Below are 15,895 nucleotides of genomic sequence, written 5' to 3'. Positions count from 1 at the left end.
CAGAGGTGACCGGCGGCGGAGGGAACAGGCCATGCCCGTACGTGTCGAGCGCAGCGGACCCGTCACCACGGTGGTGCTCTCGCGCCCCGAGGCGCGCAACGCCGTCGACGGCCCGACGGCGCGCGAGCTGGCCGACGCCTTCCGCGAGTTCGACGCCGACCGCGGCGCCTCGGTCGCCGTGCTGTGGGGTGAGGGCGGCACCTTCTGTGCGGGTGCCGACCTCAAGGCCATCGGCACCCCGCGCGGCAACGAGGTGACCGGCGTGACCGAGGAGGGCGGCGGTGACGGCCCGATGGGGCCCACCCGCCTGCGGCTGGGCAAGCCGGTCATCGCGGCGATCTCGGGTCACGCGGTGGCCGGCGGCCTGGAACTGGCCCTCTGGTGCGACCTGCGGGTCGCCGAGGAGGACGCCGTGCTCGGGGTGTTCTGCCGGCGCTGGGGCGTGCCCCTGATCGACGGCGGGACGGTACGGCTGCCGCGGCTGATCGGCACCTCCCGGGCGATGGACCTGATCCTGACGGGGCGTCCGGTCGCAGCGGCCGAGGCGTACGCCATGGGTCTGGTCAACCGGGTGGCCCCGGTCGGCGGGGCGCGCGCCGCCGCCGAGGGGCTCGCCGCGGAGATCGCGGCCTTCCCGCAGACCTGCGTACGGCACGACCGGCTCGCGGTGCTGGAGGCCGAGGGGCTGGAGGAAACGGCCGCGCTCGAGGTCGAGTTGCGGCACGGCCGGGTGTCCCTCGCGGAAGCGGGGGAGGGTGCGGCGCGTTTCTCGGCGGGGGCCGGGAGGCACGGCGCGTTCGAGGTGAGCTGACCGGCGCGGAGCGTCCGACGGGGGCCGATCCGCGCCGGTCGTCCCGCTGACCTGCGCCCATCGCGTGTCCGCCGTGTGTGGTTCGGCCGGTTCCCGTGTGTGGACCACGGACGCGCTCTGGACATCCCCATGTCATGGGCACTTAAATCTGGCACCGCCTCACCTCCGCACCCGGGCCCGCCCCACCGTGGCCGCGCAGATGCGGGGACCGCGCACGCCCCCCACCAGAGGAGCACGATGCAGCCCAGCACCAGACGTGCCGCGACCGCCATATCCGCGGCGCTCGCGGCGACCGCCGTCACGGCCACCCTCCTGACGCCCTCCGCGGCGTCCGCGTCCGGACGTGACCTCCCCTCCCGGGCCACCGGCGTCGCCCGCGCCGACGCCGCCGTCACGGCCAACGCCGGCCGGCTCTCCCTCACCTCCGCGCAGGGCCGTACCGTCCGCGACGTCGTCACCGACACGGACGGCGCCCAGCACGTCCGCTACGACCGGACCTACCGCGGACTGCCGGTCCTCGGCGGCGACCTCGTCGTCCACCTCGCCCCGGGCGGTGCCTACGAGGGCGCCGAGCGGGCCACCCGCTCCGACCTCGTCGTCCCGAGCACCACCCCCGCCGTCACGGCCGCGACCGCCGCCGACAAGGGCCTGGCCGCGCTCCGTTCCGCCCACCGCGGGACCACGTTCCGGCAGGCCAAGGCCAAGCCGCAGCTCGTCGTCGACGCGCTGCACGGCACGCCCCGCCTGGCCTGGCGCACCACCGCCGTCGGCCTCGACAGCCTGGGCAACCCCGCCGCCCGCGTCGTCCTCACCGACGCCCGCACCGGCGCCCGCATCGACGCCTGGGACGCTCTGGAGACCGCCGCCGGGGACGGCAAGTCCCTGTACGGCGGCACCGTGTCCCTGGAGACCACCCTCAGCGGCAGCACCTACCAGCTGAAGGACCCCACCCGCGGCAACACCTACACCGGCGACGCGCAGAACAAGACCGACCTGTGCATCTTCGGCATCTGCTTCTCCCGGGCCCCCGCGGTCCTCTTCACCGACGCCGACAACCACTGGGGCACCGGCACCACCGCCGACCGCGCGACGGCCGCCGTCGACGCCCAGTACGGCACCGACGAGACCTGGGACTACTACAAGACCGTCCACGGCCGCAGCGGCATCGCCGGCGACGGCAAGGGCTCGTACAACCGCGTCCACTACGGCAACAACTACAACAACGCCTTCTGGGACGACAGCTGCTTCTGCATGACCTACGGCGACGGTGACGGCACCACCTTCGGGCCGCTGGTCGCCCTCGACGTCGCCGGGCACGAGATGTCCCACGGGGTCACGTCGCGCACCGCGGGCCTCACCTACTCCGGGGAGTCCGGCGGTCTCAACGAGGCCACCTCGGACATCTTCGGCACGCTGGTCGAGTGGTACGCGGGCAACGCCTCCGACACCGGCGACTACCTCATCGGCGAACGCATCGTGAAGTCCGGCTTCGGCAAGGCAGCGCTGCGCTTCATGGACAAGCCCTCCAAGGACGGCAGCTCCGCCGACTGCTGGAGCTCGGGCGTCGGCAACCTCGACGTCCACTACTCCTCCGGCGTCGCCAACCACTTCGCCTACCTGCTGGCCGAGGGCAGCGGCGCCAGGACCGTCAACGGCGTCAGCTACGACAGCCCCACCTGCAACGGCTCCACGGTGGGCGGCATCGGCCGCGACAAGCTCGGCAAGATCTGGTACCGCGCCCTCACGGTCTACATGACATCCGGCACCAACTACGCGGGCGCCCGCACCGCCAGCCTCAAGGCCGCCACCGACCTCTACGGCGCGTCGAGCGCCGAGTACACCGCCGTGGCCGCCGCCTGGTCCGCCGTCAACGTCAACTGACGCCGACGCCGGGACCGACGGCGGGACCGCATCACCGGCCCCGCGGGACCGACCACTGCCAGGTCGGTCCCGCGGGGCCTGCCACACTGGTACCCGTGACCACCACTGACGCCGCGGCGGCGATACACGCGCACGTAGCGGCCTTCAACGCCCGCGACCTGGACGCGCTCCTCGCCGGCTTCACCGACGACGCCGTGTGGATCACCGGCACCACCACGGTGCGCGGCCGCGCCGCGCTGACGGGTCTCTTCGACGAGGCGATGCGCGGGCTGCTCCCCACGCTGGAGGTGCACGACCTCATCGCCGCGGGCGACCGCGCGGCCTGCCAGATGACCGAGACCCTCACCTACCGCGGCGAGCGCCGCACCTGCCCCATCGCCGCCTTCTACGAACTCCGGGACGGTCGCATCGCCTCGGCGAAGGTCTACCGCGAAGGCAGCGCGGACGTCGCCTGAGCGGTGTCGTCAGGCGGATCCGCTCGCCGTCCACGGCCGGAGTTTGTCCGGGTTGCGGACCGCCCAGATCCGGGTGACACGGCCGCCGGTGACGCCGAACGCCGCCACGGTGACGGTGACCCCGGCGTGCTGGGCCACCAGGCCGGGCAGGCCGTTGACCGTCCGCTCCAGGAGCGTCAGCCCCGGCGACTTCGCCGCGATGTGGACAAGGTACCGGGCGATGCGCTCGCCGCCCTCGACCGGGCGCAGGACGGCGCCGACCAGCCCGCCGCCGTCCGCGACCATCGTGGCGTCCGGGTCGAGGAGGCCGACGAGGGCCTTGATGTCCCCGGCCTCCCAGGCCTCCTTGAAGTGCCGCACTACACCGGCCTGCCCGGCCGTCGGCACCGCCGGGTCCCGCGCGTCGCGAACACGCCGGCGGGCCGAGTACGCCAGCTGCCGGCAGGCCGCCGGCGTCCGGCCGACGATCCCGGCGACCTCGGGAAAGGGGAACCGGAAGACGTCGTGCAGGACGAACGCCACGCGTTCGGCCGGCGTCATCGCCTCCAGCACGACCAGGAAGGCCATGGTCACCGACTCGTCCAGGGTGACCCGGTCGGCGGGGTCGGCCGACTCCGCCCCGCCCCCGACGGCCGGCCCGCCGGTCCACTCCGCACGGTCGGGCAGCGGCTCGGGTATCCAGGAGCCGACGTAGCGCTCGCGCCGGACGCGGGCCGAGCCGAGCAGGTCCGGGCAGACGCGACTGGCCACCGTCGTCAGCCAGGCGCCGGGCGACTCGATGGCCTCCTGCTGCTCCCGCGACATCGCGTACCAGCGGGCGTAGGTCTCCTGCACGGCGTCCTCGGCCTCTGCCAGTGAACCGAGCAGCCGGTAGGCGAGGTTGATGAGATGGCGCCGCTCGCCGACGACCGCGCTCAGGTCCGGATCCGACCGGTCGTGCCCTGACCGGAATGGGGTGCTGCTCATCCTCGCGACCGCTCCCTGTTCGTCCCGTCCGCTTCCGCTCCCGCCACTTCGACGGGACACCGCACCCGTTCGTCAGGCCGGTGCCCCGCCTGACAGTTCACGGGTCCAGGTCGTCGGAGTGACGGGACAGTACCGATCCGCACCCGTGCGACAGAAGAGGGACCGCGTCATGGCCATACAGACAACGGCAGGACACCGCAGCCTCACCTTCCTCCAGGTCGCGATCGTCCTGCAGACCTCGGCGATCTTCTTCCAGGCGGTCACCGCCGGAGTACTGCTCTCCTCGTCCCACGGCGAGGTGCTGCACAGCGTGGGAGCACGCGTGATGTACGGCGCCTCGATGCTGTACGTGCTCGCCGCGATCCTCGCATGGCGGCCGGGCGGCGGATCGCCCCGCCCCATCCTGTACGCTTCCGGCTTCCTCGTCCTCGCCTCGGCACAGGTGGTGCTGGGCATCGCCCACATGCCGTCGCTCCATGTCCCCCTGGGCGTGCTGATGTTCGGCCTGAGCGTGCTGGCGCTGGGCCACATGCTGTACGTCCGACGGCCGTAGCCGGCCCCGCAGTTACGGCCGCCCGGCGGACGTCACCAGGCTGAGGGCGGCGGCGCGCAGCTCTCGTTCCCAGCCGGGCAGGAGGGCGGGGAGGAGCCACTCGCTGTACATGGCAGCGGTGTCGAGGAAGTGCGTCTCCTCCGGGGTGTTCGCCGTGGCCGCGTAGAGCCCGCATGCCACCTCGACCGCGGTCAACTCACCCCGGACGAGCGCCCGCGCACGGTCGAGGAGCACCCGCCGGCCGGCGGTCTCCTCGTCCGGAACCGGGATGTCCAGCTCGCTCAGTGCCCGTCCGTACAGCTCACGGATCACGTCCGCGTCCTCGCGGCGCGACAGCCCGGCGAGCTCCCGCAGTGCCGGCGAATCGTCGCCGTCCACGAGCGCGTGCGCCGCCAGCATGGGCAGGTCCTCGACGGGCACGATCCCCGCGACGTACTGCCATGCGCTGTCCCGCAACCGTTCGGCCATGCGCGCATCATGCGACGGAGCGGAACGCCGGGGCCAGGGACTTTCCCCGGCGGCGGTCCGCCGGGGGCGGCCCTCCCCCGGATTCCGTCGTCGAGCGTGACATAGAGTGCGGTCGTTGCGCTCGGCGGGAGTTGACGGTGGAGGCCGCAGTGAAGTGCCCCGACATGTCGCGCGGTGGGCGCCTGACCGCCCATGGTGCCGTCTCCACCTCCCTGGCCCTGCGCAGTGACCGCGCCCTGCGCGAGCTCGTCGACACGGCCGTGCCGCTCGGATCCGGTATCGGCGGGAAGGCGGCCCTGCTGGAGGTCGCCGGAACCCCGGTCTTCGTCAAGCGGGTGCCCCTCACCGATCTGGAGAGGCAACCCGAGCACGTCCGGTCCACGGCGAATCTGTTCGAGATGCCCGTCTTCTGCCAGTACGGCGTCGGCACCATCGGCGGGCCGGGCTTCGGGGCCTGGCGCGAGCTCGCCGTGCACACCATGACGACCAACTGGGTGCTCGCGGGGGAACACGAGGGCTTCCCCCTGATGTACCACTGGCGGGTGCTGCCGGACTCGACGCCCCTGCCCGAGGAACTGGCCGACATCGAAAGGGCCGTCGCCTACTGGGGCGGCGCACCGCAGGTGCGCCGCCGGATCGAGGCGTTCCGGCAGTCCTCGGCGAGCGTCGCGCTCTTCCTGGAGTACATCCCGCAGAACCTGCACCAGTGGCTGGGCACCCAGGTCGAAGCGGGGGACGAGACCGCCGACCGGGCCTGCGCCATGGTGGAGAGGGAACTGGCGGCCGGGATCTCGTTCATGAACGGCCACGGGCTCCTGCACTTCGACGCGCACTTCGAGAACATCCTGACCGATGGCCGGCGGCTGTACTTCGCGGACTACGGCCTCGCGATGTCCTCCGGGTTCGAACTGTCGCAGGAGGAAGCCGACTTCTTCGACCGAAATCAGGTCTACGACCGCTGTTACACCGCCACATACCTGGTGAACTGGCTGGTCACCGCCCTGTACGGATTCCGGAGGGAGGACCGGGAGGGCCGCTACGCACTGGTGCGCGCCTATGCGGAGGGCAAACGCCCCACGGGAATCCCGGAGGTGGCCACGGCGATCCTCGCCCGGCACTCGCCGGTCGCCGCGGTGATCTCCGACTTCAACCTCTCCTTCCAGCGTCGGAGCAGGCAGACCCCGTTCCCGCTCGACGAGATCCGCCGGCTCGGCGGGACGGACGGCTTCCCCCTTCGCTGACGGAAGACGTTCGAACCCGGATCTCGGGGTCGTGCCTGTCGTCCGGAAGGAGATCCACCGCCCGGTCCCCGGCCATGGGTCAGAGGTCGAGCAGATGGATACGGCGGCGGGACGAGGTCGGTGTGCCGAGGGTGATCGCGGGGCGGGTGCGTGTGGGGGTGCCGGGGACGGCGCGCTCAAGGTGGACGCGGCCGCCGAGTTCGACCAGGCCGTCCGGTGCGGGGGCGGTGAGGATCTGGGAGCCGCGGCCCTGGGCGATGTTGAGGGAGCGGTCGAGGCGGTCGGTGAGCAGCAGCGCCGCCGAGCCGGTGGCCTCGACCTCGTCGACGCCGTCGCCACGGCCCGGGAAGCCGCGGGCGCGGACGCGTCCGGCGGCCTCGTCCTCCCAGGCCCAGGCGTAGACCCACTCGCCGGGCGGCGGTACGGGCAGGTCGTCCACTTCCTCCGGCGAGTCGTACTGCCGCAGGGTGCGGTGCGGGGCCCAGGCGGGGCTGGCCTCCAGCCACGTGAACTCGCCGTCGAGGCGCACGCCCACGACCCCCGCCGGGGTGATCAGTTCGGGGGCGTCCAGCAGCCAGGCGGTGCCCATGCAGGGGGAGCCGGCGAAGGGCAGCCGTCCGTCCGCCGAGCGGATGTCGATGATGCCCCGCTCGGGGTCGTCCACGAACACGGTCTCGGCGAAGCCCGATCGCCGGGCGAACGCGACGCGGTCCTGGTCGTCGGTGACGGTGCTTCCGTCACGCACCACGGCCAGCCGGTCGCCGTGGCCGCCGTCGGGTCCGCAGAAGACCCGCACTATGTCGTAGCCGGTCATGGGTGCAGCCTGCCTCATGACTGCGTGACGGGGGAGAGGGGAACCGAGGTGCCCAGCGCGGCGCTCTGGAGCGTGGTAATGCGCTCGATGAGGATGCCCAGCAGCACGGCCGCGGCGATCATGAGCGCTTCCGCGACCGCCAGGGCGGACCGCGAGCCCGGGGCGGCTTGGGTGGCCAGCGAGAGGACGATTCCGTGCCCGATCCAGGCCGCCCACCAGAGGTTCACCAGCGTCGAGTCGCGTTTCGGGTTCCATGACGGGGAACTCGCACGTCCGATGTCGAGGACGAACCGCCGGGGCACGAAGAGGTTCACCACCGGGACGAACCACGCCCCGATCAGCCAGCCTCCGCCCGGGAGTGGTGCCTGCGGGGACAGCGCCAGGGCATTGCGCCGGGACCGGGCGAGCCACACGAGGAAGAGGACGACGGTCAGTGTCATCAGGTACACGAAGACCTGGGAGACCAGGCCGGAGGTGTGCCGCGTCGCATCGGTCGGATGCAGGCGGCGGTCCTGGAGGGCCACCGCCCGGAACACGTCCAGGACGGCGGCCGCGGCTATCGCCGCCTGCGCGCAGCGGGCGGGCAGCAAAGGGGATTTGGGGGGCTTGCTGGACATCGTGGATGGCCTGTCTCGGGTCGTGCGCGGCTCCGGTGGACACGGGAGCGGAGTGATCATAGGGGTTGAGGGCCGCACATGTGTACGGGTTGCGGGCCCTCATCCGCGGGGCTGTACGTCCCCCACCACGTGGGCGAGCGTGCCGGCCGGGGCGGCGCGTTCGTCGGGGGGCATGCCCGGGTGGTGTCCCGCCGGAACGGGCCGGCCCGCGGGCGCGGAGTCGGCGAGGGAGAGGCGCGAGACGATGCGGTAGCGGTCGCCGCGGTAGAGGGAGTGCACGTACTCCACGGGGCGGCCGGCGGCGTCACTGGTGAGGCGGTCGAAGAGGAGCGCGGGGGAGAGCACCGGCACGTGCAGCAGCCGGGCCTCCTCCTCGTTGGCGACGGTGGGTTCGATGGACTGGACGGCCTCGTGCACGTGGACGCCGTGCCGCTCGCGCAGGTACGCGTAGAAGTCCCCGGACTCCATGTCGGCGGCGCGCAGCCCCGGCACCAGGTCGGCCGGTACGTGCAGGTACTCGACGGCCATCGGCTCGCCGTCGACGAGGCGGAGGCGGGCGATGTAGACGATCTCGGCGGCGGGCGACACGCGGAGCTTGCGGCCGACGCGGGCGCCGGCCCGTACCGTGGCGAACTCCAGGACGCGGCTGAGCCAGTGGCCGGAGGCCTGCGGCAGGCTGAAGGCGTTCTCCCCCTGGGCGAGTTCCTGGGTGATCTTCGCGGGGGCGACGAACATGCCGCTCCCGTGGCGCCGGACGAGCAGGCCGGTGGTGACCAGTTCGTCGACGGCCGAGCGCACGGTGGGGCGCGAGACGTCGAGCCGCTCGCACAGGGCGCGCTCCGAGGGGATCGGGGTGCCCGGTGCCTGGGACTCGACGAGTTCCAGGAGGTGGTCGCGGACCCGTTCCCGTTTCAGCGGTGACCGCGGTGCCTCACCCGTCATGCGCCCGCCCTTCTCCATGGCCGTGCAATGCCGTGTGCCCGAGGCTATCCAGTTGCTGACCAGTTCTCCAGCCTTCCGCTGTCGCTTGGGCCGCCGACGTCTCGAATTCCCTTCCTGTTACGGGGCTTGACCCCTCATCTGGTCTATGCCACCTTCCCTTACCAGTGGAAGACCAGTTGCCAAGTGGTAAGCCCTCCCCCACGCGCTCCACCCGACTGGAAGGGGTCCCCATGTCAGGACCGTTCCGCACCACCGCCCGGGTCCGCACCGCCGTGGCCGCCTGCGCGACGGCGGGTCTCGCCTGCGCCGGGCTCGTCGCGCTGCCCGCTTCCGCCGCGGCGGCCACGCTCACCGCGCAGTACCGGACGAGCGCGTCCGGGGCCACCGCGGACCAGACCGAGCCCTGGTTGGAGATCACCAACCGGGGCACCTCGTCCGTCCCGCTCGGCGAGGTGACCCTGCGCTACTACTTCAAGGCCGACAGCCCCACCACCGCGTACCGCTTCGCGTGCTCCTGGGCGGTCAAGGGGTGCGCCAACATCACCGGTACCTTCGGCACCCTCGCCAACCCCACCGCCACCGCCGACCGTTACCTGGAGATCGGCTTCACCTCCGGCGCGGGATCGCTCGCCCCCGGGCAGAACACCGGCGACATGCAGCTGCGCTTCTACCGCGCGGACTGGCAGCGCCTGACCCAGTCCGACGACTACTCGTTCAACGGCTCCCAGACGTCGTACGCGGACTGGGACAAGGTCACCGTGCAGCGCGGCGGCTCGGTCGTCTGGGGCACCGCGCCCGCCGGCAACGACCCCACGACGCCGCCCACGGATCCGCCGACCACGCCGCCCACCGACCCCAACGCACCCGCGCTCTTCGACGACTTCAGCTACACCTCGAGCAGCGACCCCGCGCTGCAGAGCCACGGCTGGACCGTGAAGTCGGGGCAGGGCGGTCCCGGCGTGCCGGGCGCCACCTGGTCCCCGCAGGACGTCACCTTCGTGGCGGGCACCGGAAGCAACAAGGTCATGAACCTGCGCCTCACCACCGACGGCACCGCCGCCGGCACCAAGGAGAGCGAGATCCAGACCAGCGCCCGCAAGTTCCGCAACGGCACCTACGCCGCCCGGGTGCGCTTCGACGACACCCCGACCGGCGGCCCCGACGGGGACCACGTCGTGCAGACCTTCTTCGCCTTCACGCCGCTCAACGCCCCGATGGACCCGAACTACAGCGAGCAGGACTTCGAGTACCTGCCCAACGGCGGCTGGGGCGAGCCGAGCAACATCATGTACACGACGTCCTGGGAGACCTACAACCCGGACCCGTGGAACGCTGTCAACACCCACTCGGAGAACCGCCAGAGCTACGACGGCTGGCACGACCTGCAGTTCACCATCGACAACAACGCCATCACCTACTACATCGACGGCCAGGTCTTCGGCACCCACGGCGAGCCCTACCTGCCCGAGACCGGCCAGTGGATCGACTTCAACCACTGGCTCATCGACCTCGCCGGCCAGACGGGCAGCACCTCGCGCTCCTACGACCAGCAGGTGGACTACGTCTACTTCGTCAAGGACCAGGTGCTGACCCCGGCCCAGGTCGCCGCGAAGGTGGCCGCCTACCGCACCGCGGGCACCGTCTTCACCGACACCGTCCCGGGCAGCTGACCGGGCCCCGTGCCGCCGCCCACCGCCACAGGGGCGCGGTGGGCGGCGGCACGGACCCGCCCCTACGGAAGCGACCGGCAGTACAGCGCGTCCGGCGTGCGGGAGGAACCGAAGCGGCCGGTGTAGGCGATGCCCGCCGCGTACTCGTCCTCCGCGCACTGGCCCTTGTAGCTGCCGTGACCGAAGTCCCCGCCGGCACCCGACGCGGGACGGTTGTCGCCCCGGTCGAACCACACGGTGCGCCCGCCGCCGCCCAGGGCCGTGCCCGCGGTGGCGCACAGCGCGCTGGAGACGGCGGCGCCGCGGACGGCGTAGCCGACGAGGAACGAACCGGCCGGGCACTGCAGCTTGGTGTAGCCCGACGCCCAGTCCCCGCCCGACGGGACGTACCGCTCGTCCGTGACGACCTGGTACGCGCCCGAGGACGCCCACAGGTCCCCGGCTCCGGTGTCGGTGCACAGGCCGCGGTTGCCGGTGTGGGCCAGTCCGATCAGCCGCTGCCCGTCCGGGCACGCCGCCTTGCGTGCGCCGGGGTCCCAGTCGGGACGGGCCCGCATGCGCAGGCTCTGCACGAAGTCGCCGTGGTCCGGGCTGAGCATCGACCAGCGGTCGGCGGGGGCCACGTACCCGGTGCGGCCGGGGCTGCCGACGAGCCGGGACCAGGCGGAGGCCCGCCAGTCGTCGCCGTCGTACAGGCCCATCCGGTGGCCGGCGGCGTCCCAGTGCAGGAGCGCCCAGCCGTTGCCGTGGCGGTTCTCGTGCCAGCCCACCAGCGGCCAGTAGGCGAAGTCGGCGTCGGTCTGGATCAGGAAGTCGGTGAAGTTGGCAAACCATGCGCGGGACTTCTCGTTGGTCTCGTCCCGGCCACCGACGCCGAACTCGCTGATCCACAGCGGTGCCGTGTAGTGCCGGCCGGTGTCCGACGACACATAGAAGGCCTGCCGGCGCAGCTCCGCGAACAGCTCGTCGCGCCCGAGGTCGCTGTAGCGCGGGTCGTGGGTCTCGCCGATGCCGGTGGCGCCGCTGTGGCGAGGGCCGGTGTAGCCGTAGAAGTGCGCGGAGTACACCAGCTTCCCGGACCGGACGAGGGTGTGGGACAGCCGCTGGACGGGCTCGAGGGTGGGGCGGTCGTGGGGGAGGCCGTCGACGGGCAGGCCCGTCCAGTTGATGCCCTCGACGATGACCAGCAGGTCGGGGTTGGCCTCCTGGAGGATGCGGTCGCCCAGGTGCTGCGAGGCGGCGAACCAGTCGTGGTCGTCCCCGAGGCCCCAGTTGGGGTCGTCCCAGACCGAACGGCGCACCTCGTTGTACAGGTCGGCGCCGACGACGCGCTTGTTGTCGCGGTAGCGGCGGACCATGGACAGCCAGTCGTCCTCCCAGGTGCCGGTGGACTGCGAGGCGTTCCAGCGCTCGTTGCCGTCCACGCCGCAGCACCAGCGGGTGGTGTTGGTGTGGTTGTTGAGGATGACGGCGAAGCCCGCGTCAGTGAGGGCGGCGACCACGGCGTCGTACACCTGCAGCGGTGTCCTGCCGCGCAGTTGGGGGTTGGCGGCGACGGCCGCGTCGGTGACGGGGACGGTGTCGTGGATCATCTCGCCGGAGAACGGCAGCCGGACGCTGTTGATGCCGAGTTCGGCGAAGCCGGAGAGGATCTCGGCGATCGGCGCCCGGTCGAGGCCGAGCGGCATGCGGCCGGAGTCCTCGCCCGCGTGGTGGTTCGCGGGGTCGGCCGGATCGCCCGAGCCGTTCCAGGTGCCGCTGGCGCCGTGCCAGTTGCCGGACGTGAGCTTGAAGCGGTTGCCTTCGGCGTCGACGACGTAACGCCCGCGGGTGCTGAGCGGCGGGGTCCAGGACGCGGCGAGTGCGGTGGCCGGCGCCGCGGGGGCGGCGGGGGCCGAGGGCTCCGGGTCCCGCGCGAGCGCGGTCGTGGGGGTGAGCAGGCCGATGAGGGTGACGAGCGCGGCGGCCACGGCCGTGAGGGGCCGGCGCGGTAACGTCGCGGCCACGGCTACGGCACCACGGTGTAGGTGTTGAGCTGGTCGACCGCGCTCTTCGGCGAGCCGAGGTCGTAGCGGTCGACGGCCACGTACGTCGGCTTCTTGCGGGCCGCGGGCTCGCAGAAGTTCTGGGTGCGGTTGAGCAGCTTGCCGTTGTCGGTGGACGCGGTGCCGGCGATGGTCGTGTCCCGGAAGTGGTTCATGACGAACAGCGGCCGGAAACCGGGCTCCTCGCGGGTGAGCGGGACGTTGACCCCGGCGCCGTACCAGCGGCTGTAGCAGGACCAGTCGGAGGTGCTCGCGCCGGAGCCCATCGACCAGTAGTTCTCCACGGTCCACTCCTGCTGGTACTGCACGCCGAAGCTGTCGCGCTTAAGGCCGGTGTCGGAGCCGCGGGTCCGGTCGGTGAAGATCATCATCTGCTTGTCGCGCGCGGCCAGGTCGGCCATGGTGGGCCAGCCGTGCTCCCGTACGCCGTCCTGGTCGGGGCGGTACAGGACGTCGTACAGACCGTTCACCCGGGAGAGCTCGGAGCGCAGCACCTCGGGGGAGACGTAGTCCTCCAGGAAGACGGTGACGAACTGCCCCGGGTGCTGCCGGAGGAAGTCGACCATCCGCTGCAGGTCCACCCAGAGGGCGACGGGACGGCTGACCAGCGTGCAGCTGTTGTGGCAGAGGATCGCGCCGTCCGGGGTCTGGTGGATGTCCATCATGAAGCCGCGGACGCCGTCGTCGAGTTGCTGCGAGATGCCGCGCGACTGGTTGGGGAAGAGGTTCACGAAGGGCGGGGCGAAGCCGCCGTCGACGCCGTTGGCGTAGGCGTTGTGCGCGGTCAGGAAGGTGACCTGGTCAAGGGTGCGCTGGTCGGCGGGCGGCATGGCGGCCCGGGGGAGCGGGGTGGGTGTGAGGTACCACCGGGACAGCGGGCCCGCGGCGCCCACGCGCGGCCGCTCGGGGTACACGCCCCCGCCCGGCGCCTCGCCCAGGGTGAGGCGGTCGGATGTGCCGGGCACGGTGAGGGCGTAGGTACCGTCGCCGGCCGCCGTGATCTCCCAGGCCGCGCTCGCGCCGCCGCACGCCACGATCGCCGCGTCGGAGCCGGAACGCCCGAGGCAGTGGCTCGCGTCGTCGGTGCTGCGCAGTTCCTGCCCTCCGGACACGGCGACCGCCGTCCACTGCTGCCGGTCCTCGTTGCCCTTGGGCCGGTGCAGCGCCACGGTGCCGCCGCTGTCGGAGGCGTTGAGGCCGTTCACGGCGCTCTGTACGGAGAGGGTGCCGCCGGGGGCGGCAGCGACGGCGGCCCCGGCGGGCGCAGGCGCGCCGGCCGCCGGTGGCAGCCCGGGAACGGTCACCGCGAGGACCGCGGCCGCCACCGCGCCTGCGCGGGGCAGGGAGACGAAGCGAGCGCTTCGAGAGGTAGTCATGCGCATGACATACCACCGGTAACGCTTGCCATGTAAGGGCGTGTTGGGCCGGGGGCGCCGGTTCCGGACGGGGATGCGGGCGCCGTCGACGGCGCCCGCCTTCACGTCGTGCGGACCGGCGCGTCATCCGGCCCCCGGTGCCGCCCGGACCGGATCAGGCTTCGACGACGCCGGGGCCGACCCAGGCTTCGGTGGCGGCTCCGGGGCCGACCCATGCCTTGACGACGCCGGGTCCGACCCAGGCCTGGGTGGCGGCTCCGGGGCCGACCCATGCCTTGACGACGCCGGGTCCGACCCAGGCTTCGGTCGAGGCCTGGGACTGCGGGCCGGTGGCGGTGACGACCCCCGCGGCGATCAGCAGAGAGGCGGCGGAGAGTGCCAGAGCGGTGGCGGCGCGGCGGATCATCGTAGGTTCCCCCTTGGTCCCAGGTGTCGTTACCGACCGTGCTCACGAGGCTACGGCGATGCTCCTGGGCGGGGGATGAGCACGCGTGCTCATTTCCGCGCGGCGGATCTACTCAGTGCGGGCGGCCCGAATGCCTCTTGCGGAACCCGATCTGACGCGCACGTGCTGCTGCGGCGGTCGGGGACCGCCGCAGCAGCACGCGTTCGACGGGGGGCGGCGTCACCGCCCGGCCGTCAGTGCAGTTGACCGTCGGGTGAGACCGACTGCGTCCTCGCCGGTTCGGGTTCGGGTTCGGCGGGGGGTGCCGCGGGGGTGTTGGCCCACGCGGCTTCGGCAGCCGCCGCCCAGGCGGGGTCGGCCCAGGACGTGTCGGCCCGCTCGTCGGGTTCGAGGACGTCCTCGCCGTACAGGTCCTGCAGCCAGTTGCTCTGGTAGATCGTGTCGAGGTAGCGCTCGCCGAGGTCCGGCGCGATCGCCACCGAGGTGAGGCCGGGGGCGCCGTTCTTCTCGAGCCAGCTCATCGCGCCGCTGACCACGGTGCCCGTCGAGCCGCCGAACAGGAAGCCGCGGCGGGCCAGCCGGTGGCAGGCGCGGATGGTGTCCGCCTCCTCGACCAGGACGACCTCGTCGACGAAGGACTCGTCGAGCAGCGGCGGGTGGACGCTCATGCCCAGCCCGGGGATCATCCGCCGGCCCGGGGCCCCGCCGAACGTCACGGAGCCGACGCTGTCCACCGCGACGACCTTCACCGGCCGGGACCACTCACGGAACCAGCGGGCGCAGCCCATCAGCGTTCCCGTGGTGCCGGCCCCGACGAACACGACGTCGACCTCGGGGAACTGCCGTGCGATCTCCGGAGCGGTCGTCCGGTAGTGCGCCCTCCAGTTGCCCGGGTTGGTGTACTGGCTGAGCCACACGTACCGGTCGTCCGAGGCGCACAGCGCGCGGACGAAGTCCAGCCGCGCGCCGAGGTAGCCGCCGTGGGCGTCGGGGCCCGAGATGATGTGCACCTGGCTGCCCAGGGCCTTCATCAGGAGCCGGGTCGACAGGTTGCACCGTGCGTCGGTGACGCACAGGAACCGGTAGCCCTTGCTGGCGGCGATCATGCTCAGGGCCACGCCCAGGTTGCCGGACGAGGACTCGACCAGGATCGACTCCGGAGTCAGGATCCCCTCCCGCTCGGCGGTCTCCACCATCTCGGTCGCGGCTTTGAGCTTGATCGAACCGGCGAAGTTGAAGCCCTCGCACTTCAGGAAGAGCGGTTGCCCGAAGATCGACTCGAGGTCGACGAAGAGCTCTTCCTCGTTGAAGGCCTGGGGAACGGATATGACTGTCACGATGGCCTCCTCATCTGCAGCGCCTCTCCCGTCGAGACGGGGGAGCAGCGCGTCAGCGGCCGCTGTGTCCTGCACTGATGAGCTTGCGTGGCTGGACCGTTGGTCTTTCCCGGAGGTGCGTCCGCATGCGGCTCCTTGTCGTCCGTCGCCGTGGTGCCCGCCCCTCCGTCGGGGGCCCGGGCCCAGGTCCTATCCGCTACGCTTCCCCTCCGCCCGCACCCGGGCCAGGTCCGGCCCCAGGAGCACCGCCAGGTGCTTGGCCCGCACCCGCCGGCCGAGAACAAAGAGCCCCGGTATGTACACAACGCAGCAG

The 15,895-nt window shown here is 72.2% G+C and carries 15 protein-coding genes; 6 read left to right on the top strand and 9 right to left on the bottom strand.

Going from position 1 to position 15,895, the window contains the following annotated elements; translation table 11 throughout:
- Nucleotides 1-31: 31 nt before the first annotated feature.
- The 3 genes from PV350_RS08235 to PV350_RS08225 all read left to right on the top strand — a co-directional run bounded on the left by PV350_RS08235 (nucleotide 32) and on the right by PV350_RS08225 (nucleotide 3,147).
- On the top strand, nucleotides 32-811 hold the full coding sequence (locus PV350_RS08235; RefSeq protein ID WP_500333259.1) for a crotonase/enoyl-CoA hydratase family protein: 780 nt from the start codon (nucleotides 32-34) through the stop codon (nucleotides 809-811).
- Nucleotides 812-1,048: 237 nt separating this feature from the next.
- Nucleotides 1,049-2,692, top strand: coding sequence for a M4 family metallopeptidase (locus PV350_RS08230; RefSeq protein WP_500333258.1), 1,644 nt, complete (start codon nucleotides 1,049-1,051; stop codon nucleotides 2,690-2,692).
- Nucleotides 2,693-2,787: 95 nt separating this feature from the next.
- On the top strand, nucleotides 2,788-3,147 hold the full coding sequence (locus tag PV350_RS08225; protein WP_500333257.1) for a nuclear transport factor 2 family protein: 360 nt from the start codon (nucleotides 2,788-2,790) through the stop codon (nucleotides 3,145-3,147).
- Nucleotides 3,148-3,156: 9 nt separating this feature from the next.
- On the opposite strand, the gene sigJ is transcribed toward PV350_RS08225, so the two are convergent.
- Nucleotides 3,157-4,113: an RNA polymerase sigma factor SigJ gene (gene sigJ / locus PV350_RS08220; protein WP_500333256.1), complete on the bottom strand. Its 957-nt coding sequence runs from the start codon at nucleotides 4,111-4,113 to the stop codon at nucleotides 3,157-3,159.
- Nucleotides 4,114-4,282: 169 nt separating this feature from the next.
- Here sigJ and PV350_RS08215 point away from each other — a divergent pair, with 169 nt between their 5' ends.
- Nucleotides 4,283-4,666: a hypothetical protein gene (locus PV350_RS08215; RefSeq protein ID WP_499509571.1), complete on the top strand. Its 384-nt coding sequence runs from the start codon at nucleotides 4,283-4,285 to the stop codon at nucleotides 4,664-4,666.
- A gap of 12 nt (nucleotides 4,667-4,678) precedes the next feature.
- Here the strand turns inward: PV350_RS08215 and PV350_RS08210 are convergent, their stop codons facing one another.
- Nucleotides 4,679-5,134 carry a hypothetical protein gene (locus PV350_RS08210; protein WP_500333255.1) on the bottom strand — a complete coding sequence of 152 codons (456 nt, stop codon included), beginning with the start codon at nucleotides 5,132-5,134 and terminating at the stop codon, nucleotides 4,679-4,681.
- Between the two features lie 164 nt (nucleotides 5,135-5,298).
- Between PV350_RS08210 and PV350_RS08205 the strand changes: the two genes are divergently transcribed.
- Nucleotides 5,299-6,375: a protein kinase family protein gene (locus PV350_RS08205; protein WP_500333270.1), complete on the top strand. Its 1,077-nt coding sequence runs from the start codon at nucleotides 5,299-5,301 to the stop codon at nucleotides 6,373-6,375.
- 79 nt (nucleotides 6,376-6,454) lie between these two features.
- Here the strand turns inward: PV350_RS08205 and PV350_RS08200 are convergent, their stop codons facing one another.
- The 3 genes from PV350_RS08200 to PV350_RS08190 form a co-directional block, all read right to left on the bottom strand.
- Nucleotides 6,455-7,189, bottom strand: coding sequence for a PhzF family phenazine biosynthesis protein (locus PV350_RS08200; RefSeq protein ID WP_499509569.1), 735 nt, complete (start codon nucleotides 7,187-7,189; stop codon nucleotides 6,455-6,457).
- 14 nt (nucleotides 7,190-7,203) lie between these two features.
- The gene (locus tag PV350_RS08195) at nucleotides 7,204-7,806 is read right to left on the bottom strand and encodes a DUF4328 domain-containing protein (RefSeq protein WP_499509568.1); all 603 of its coding nucleotides are present in this window, start codon (nucleotides 7,804-7,806) and stop codon (nucleotides 7,204-7,206) included.
- Nucleotides 7,807-7,905: 99 nt separating this feature from the next.
- Nucleotides 7,906-8,748 (bottom strand): GntR family transcriptional regulator, encoded by an 843-nt coding sequence (locus PV350_RS08190; RefSeq protein ID WP_500333254.1) that lies wholly within the window; start codon nucleotides 8,746-8,748, stop codon nucleotides 7,906-7,908.
- Between the two features lie 230 nt (nucleotides 8,749-8,978).
- Here PV350_RS08190 and PV350_RS08185 point away from each other — a divergent pair, with 230 nt between their 5' ends.
- The gene (locus PV350_RS08185; protein WP_499509566.1) at nucleotides 8,979-10,418 is read left to right on the top strand and encodes a cellulose binding domain-containing protein; all 1,440 of its coding nucleotides are present in this window, start codon (nucleotides 8,979-8,981) and stop codon (nucleotides 10,416-10,418) included.
- A gap of 62 nt (nucleotides 10,419-10,480) precedes the next feature.
- Here the strand turns inward: PV350_RS08185 and PV350_RS08180 are convergent, their stop codons facing one another.
- From PV350_RS08180 to sbnA, 4 genes are all read right to left on the bottom strand, one after another.
- A complete protein-coding gene (locus PV350_RS08180) occupies nucleotides 10,481-12,424 on the bottom strand; it encodes a glycoside hydrolase family 5 protein (protein ID WP_499509565.1) in 1,944 nt (647 codons plus the stop codon).
- A 2-nt stretch (nucleotides 12,425-12,426) separates the two neighbouring features.
- Nucleotides 12,427-13,839: a phosphoinositide-specific phospholipase C-related protein gene (locus PV350_RS08175; RefSeq protein ID WP_500333253.1), complete on the bottom strand. Its 1,413-nt coding sequence runs from the start codon at nucleotides 13,837-13,839 to the stop codon at nucleotides 12,427-12,429.
- Between the two features lie 154 nt (nucleotides 13,840-13,993).
- Complete coding sequence (locus tag PV350_RS08170; protein ID WP_500333252.1) at nucleotides 13,994-14,245, bottom strand: hypothetical protein; 252 nt, start codon at nucleotides 14,243-14,245, stop codon at nucleotides 13,994-13,996.
- Nucleotides 14,246-14,478: 233 nt separating this feature from the next.
- Nucleotides 14,479-15,582 (bottom strand): 2,3-diaminopropionate biosynthesis protein SbnA, encoded by a 1,104-nt coding sequence (gene sbnA / locus PV350_RS08165; RefSeq protein ID WP_499509562.1) that lies wholly within the window; start codon nucleotides 15,580-15,582, stop codon nucleotides 14,479-14,481.
- Nucleotides 15,583-15,895: the final 313 nt, after the last annotated feature.

The sequence above is a fragment of the Streptomyces sp. PA03-6a genome, from assembly GCF_033792765.1.
GTDB lineage: Bacteria > Actinomycetota > Actinomycetes > Streptomycetales > Streptomycetaceae > Actinacidiphila.
The sequence above is the reverse complement of the archived record's forward strand: the minus strand, read 5'-3'. Positions and strand labels throughout refer to the sequence as shown.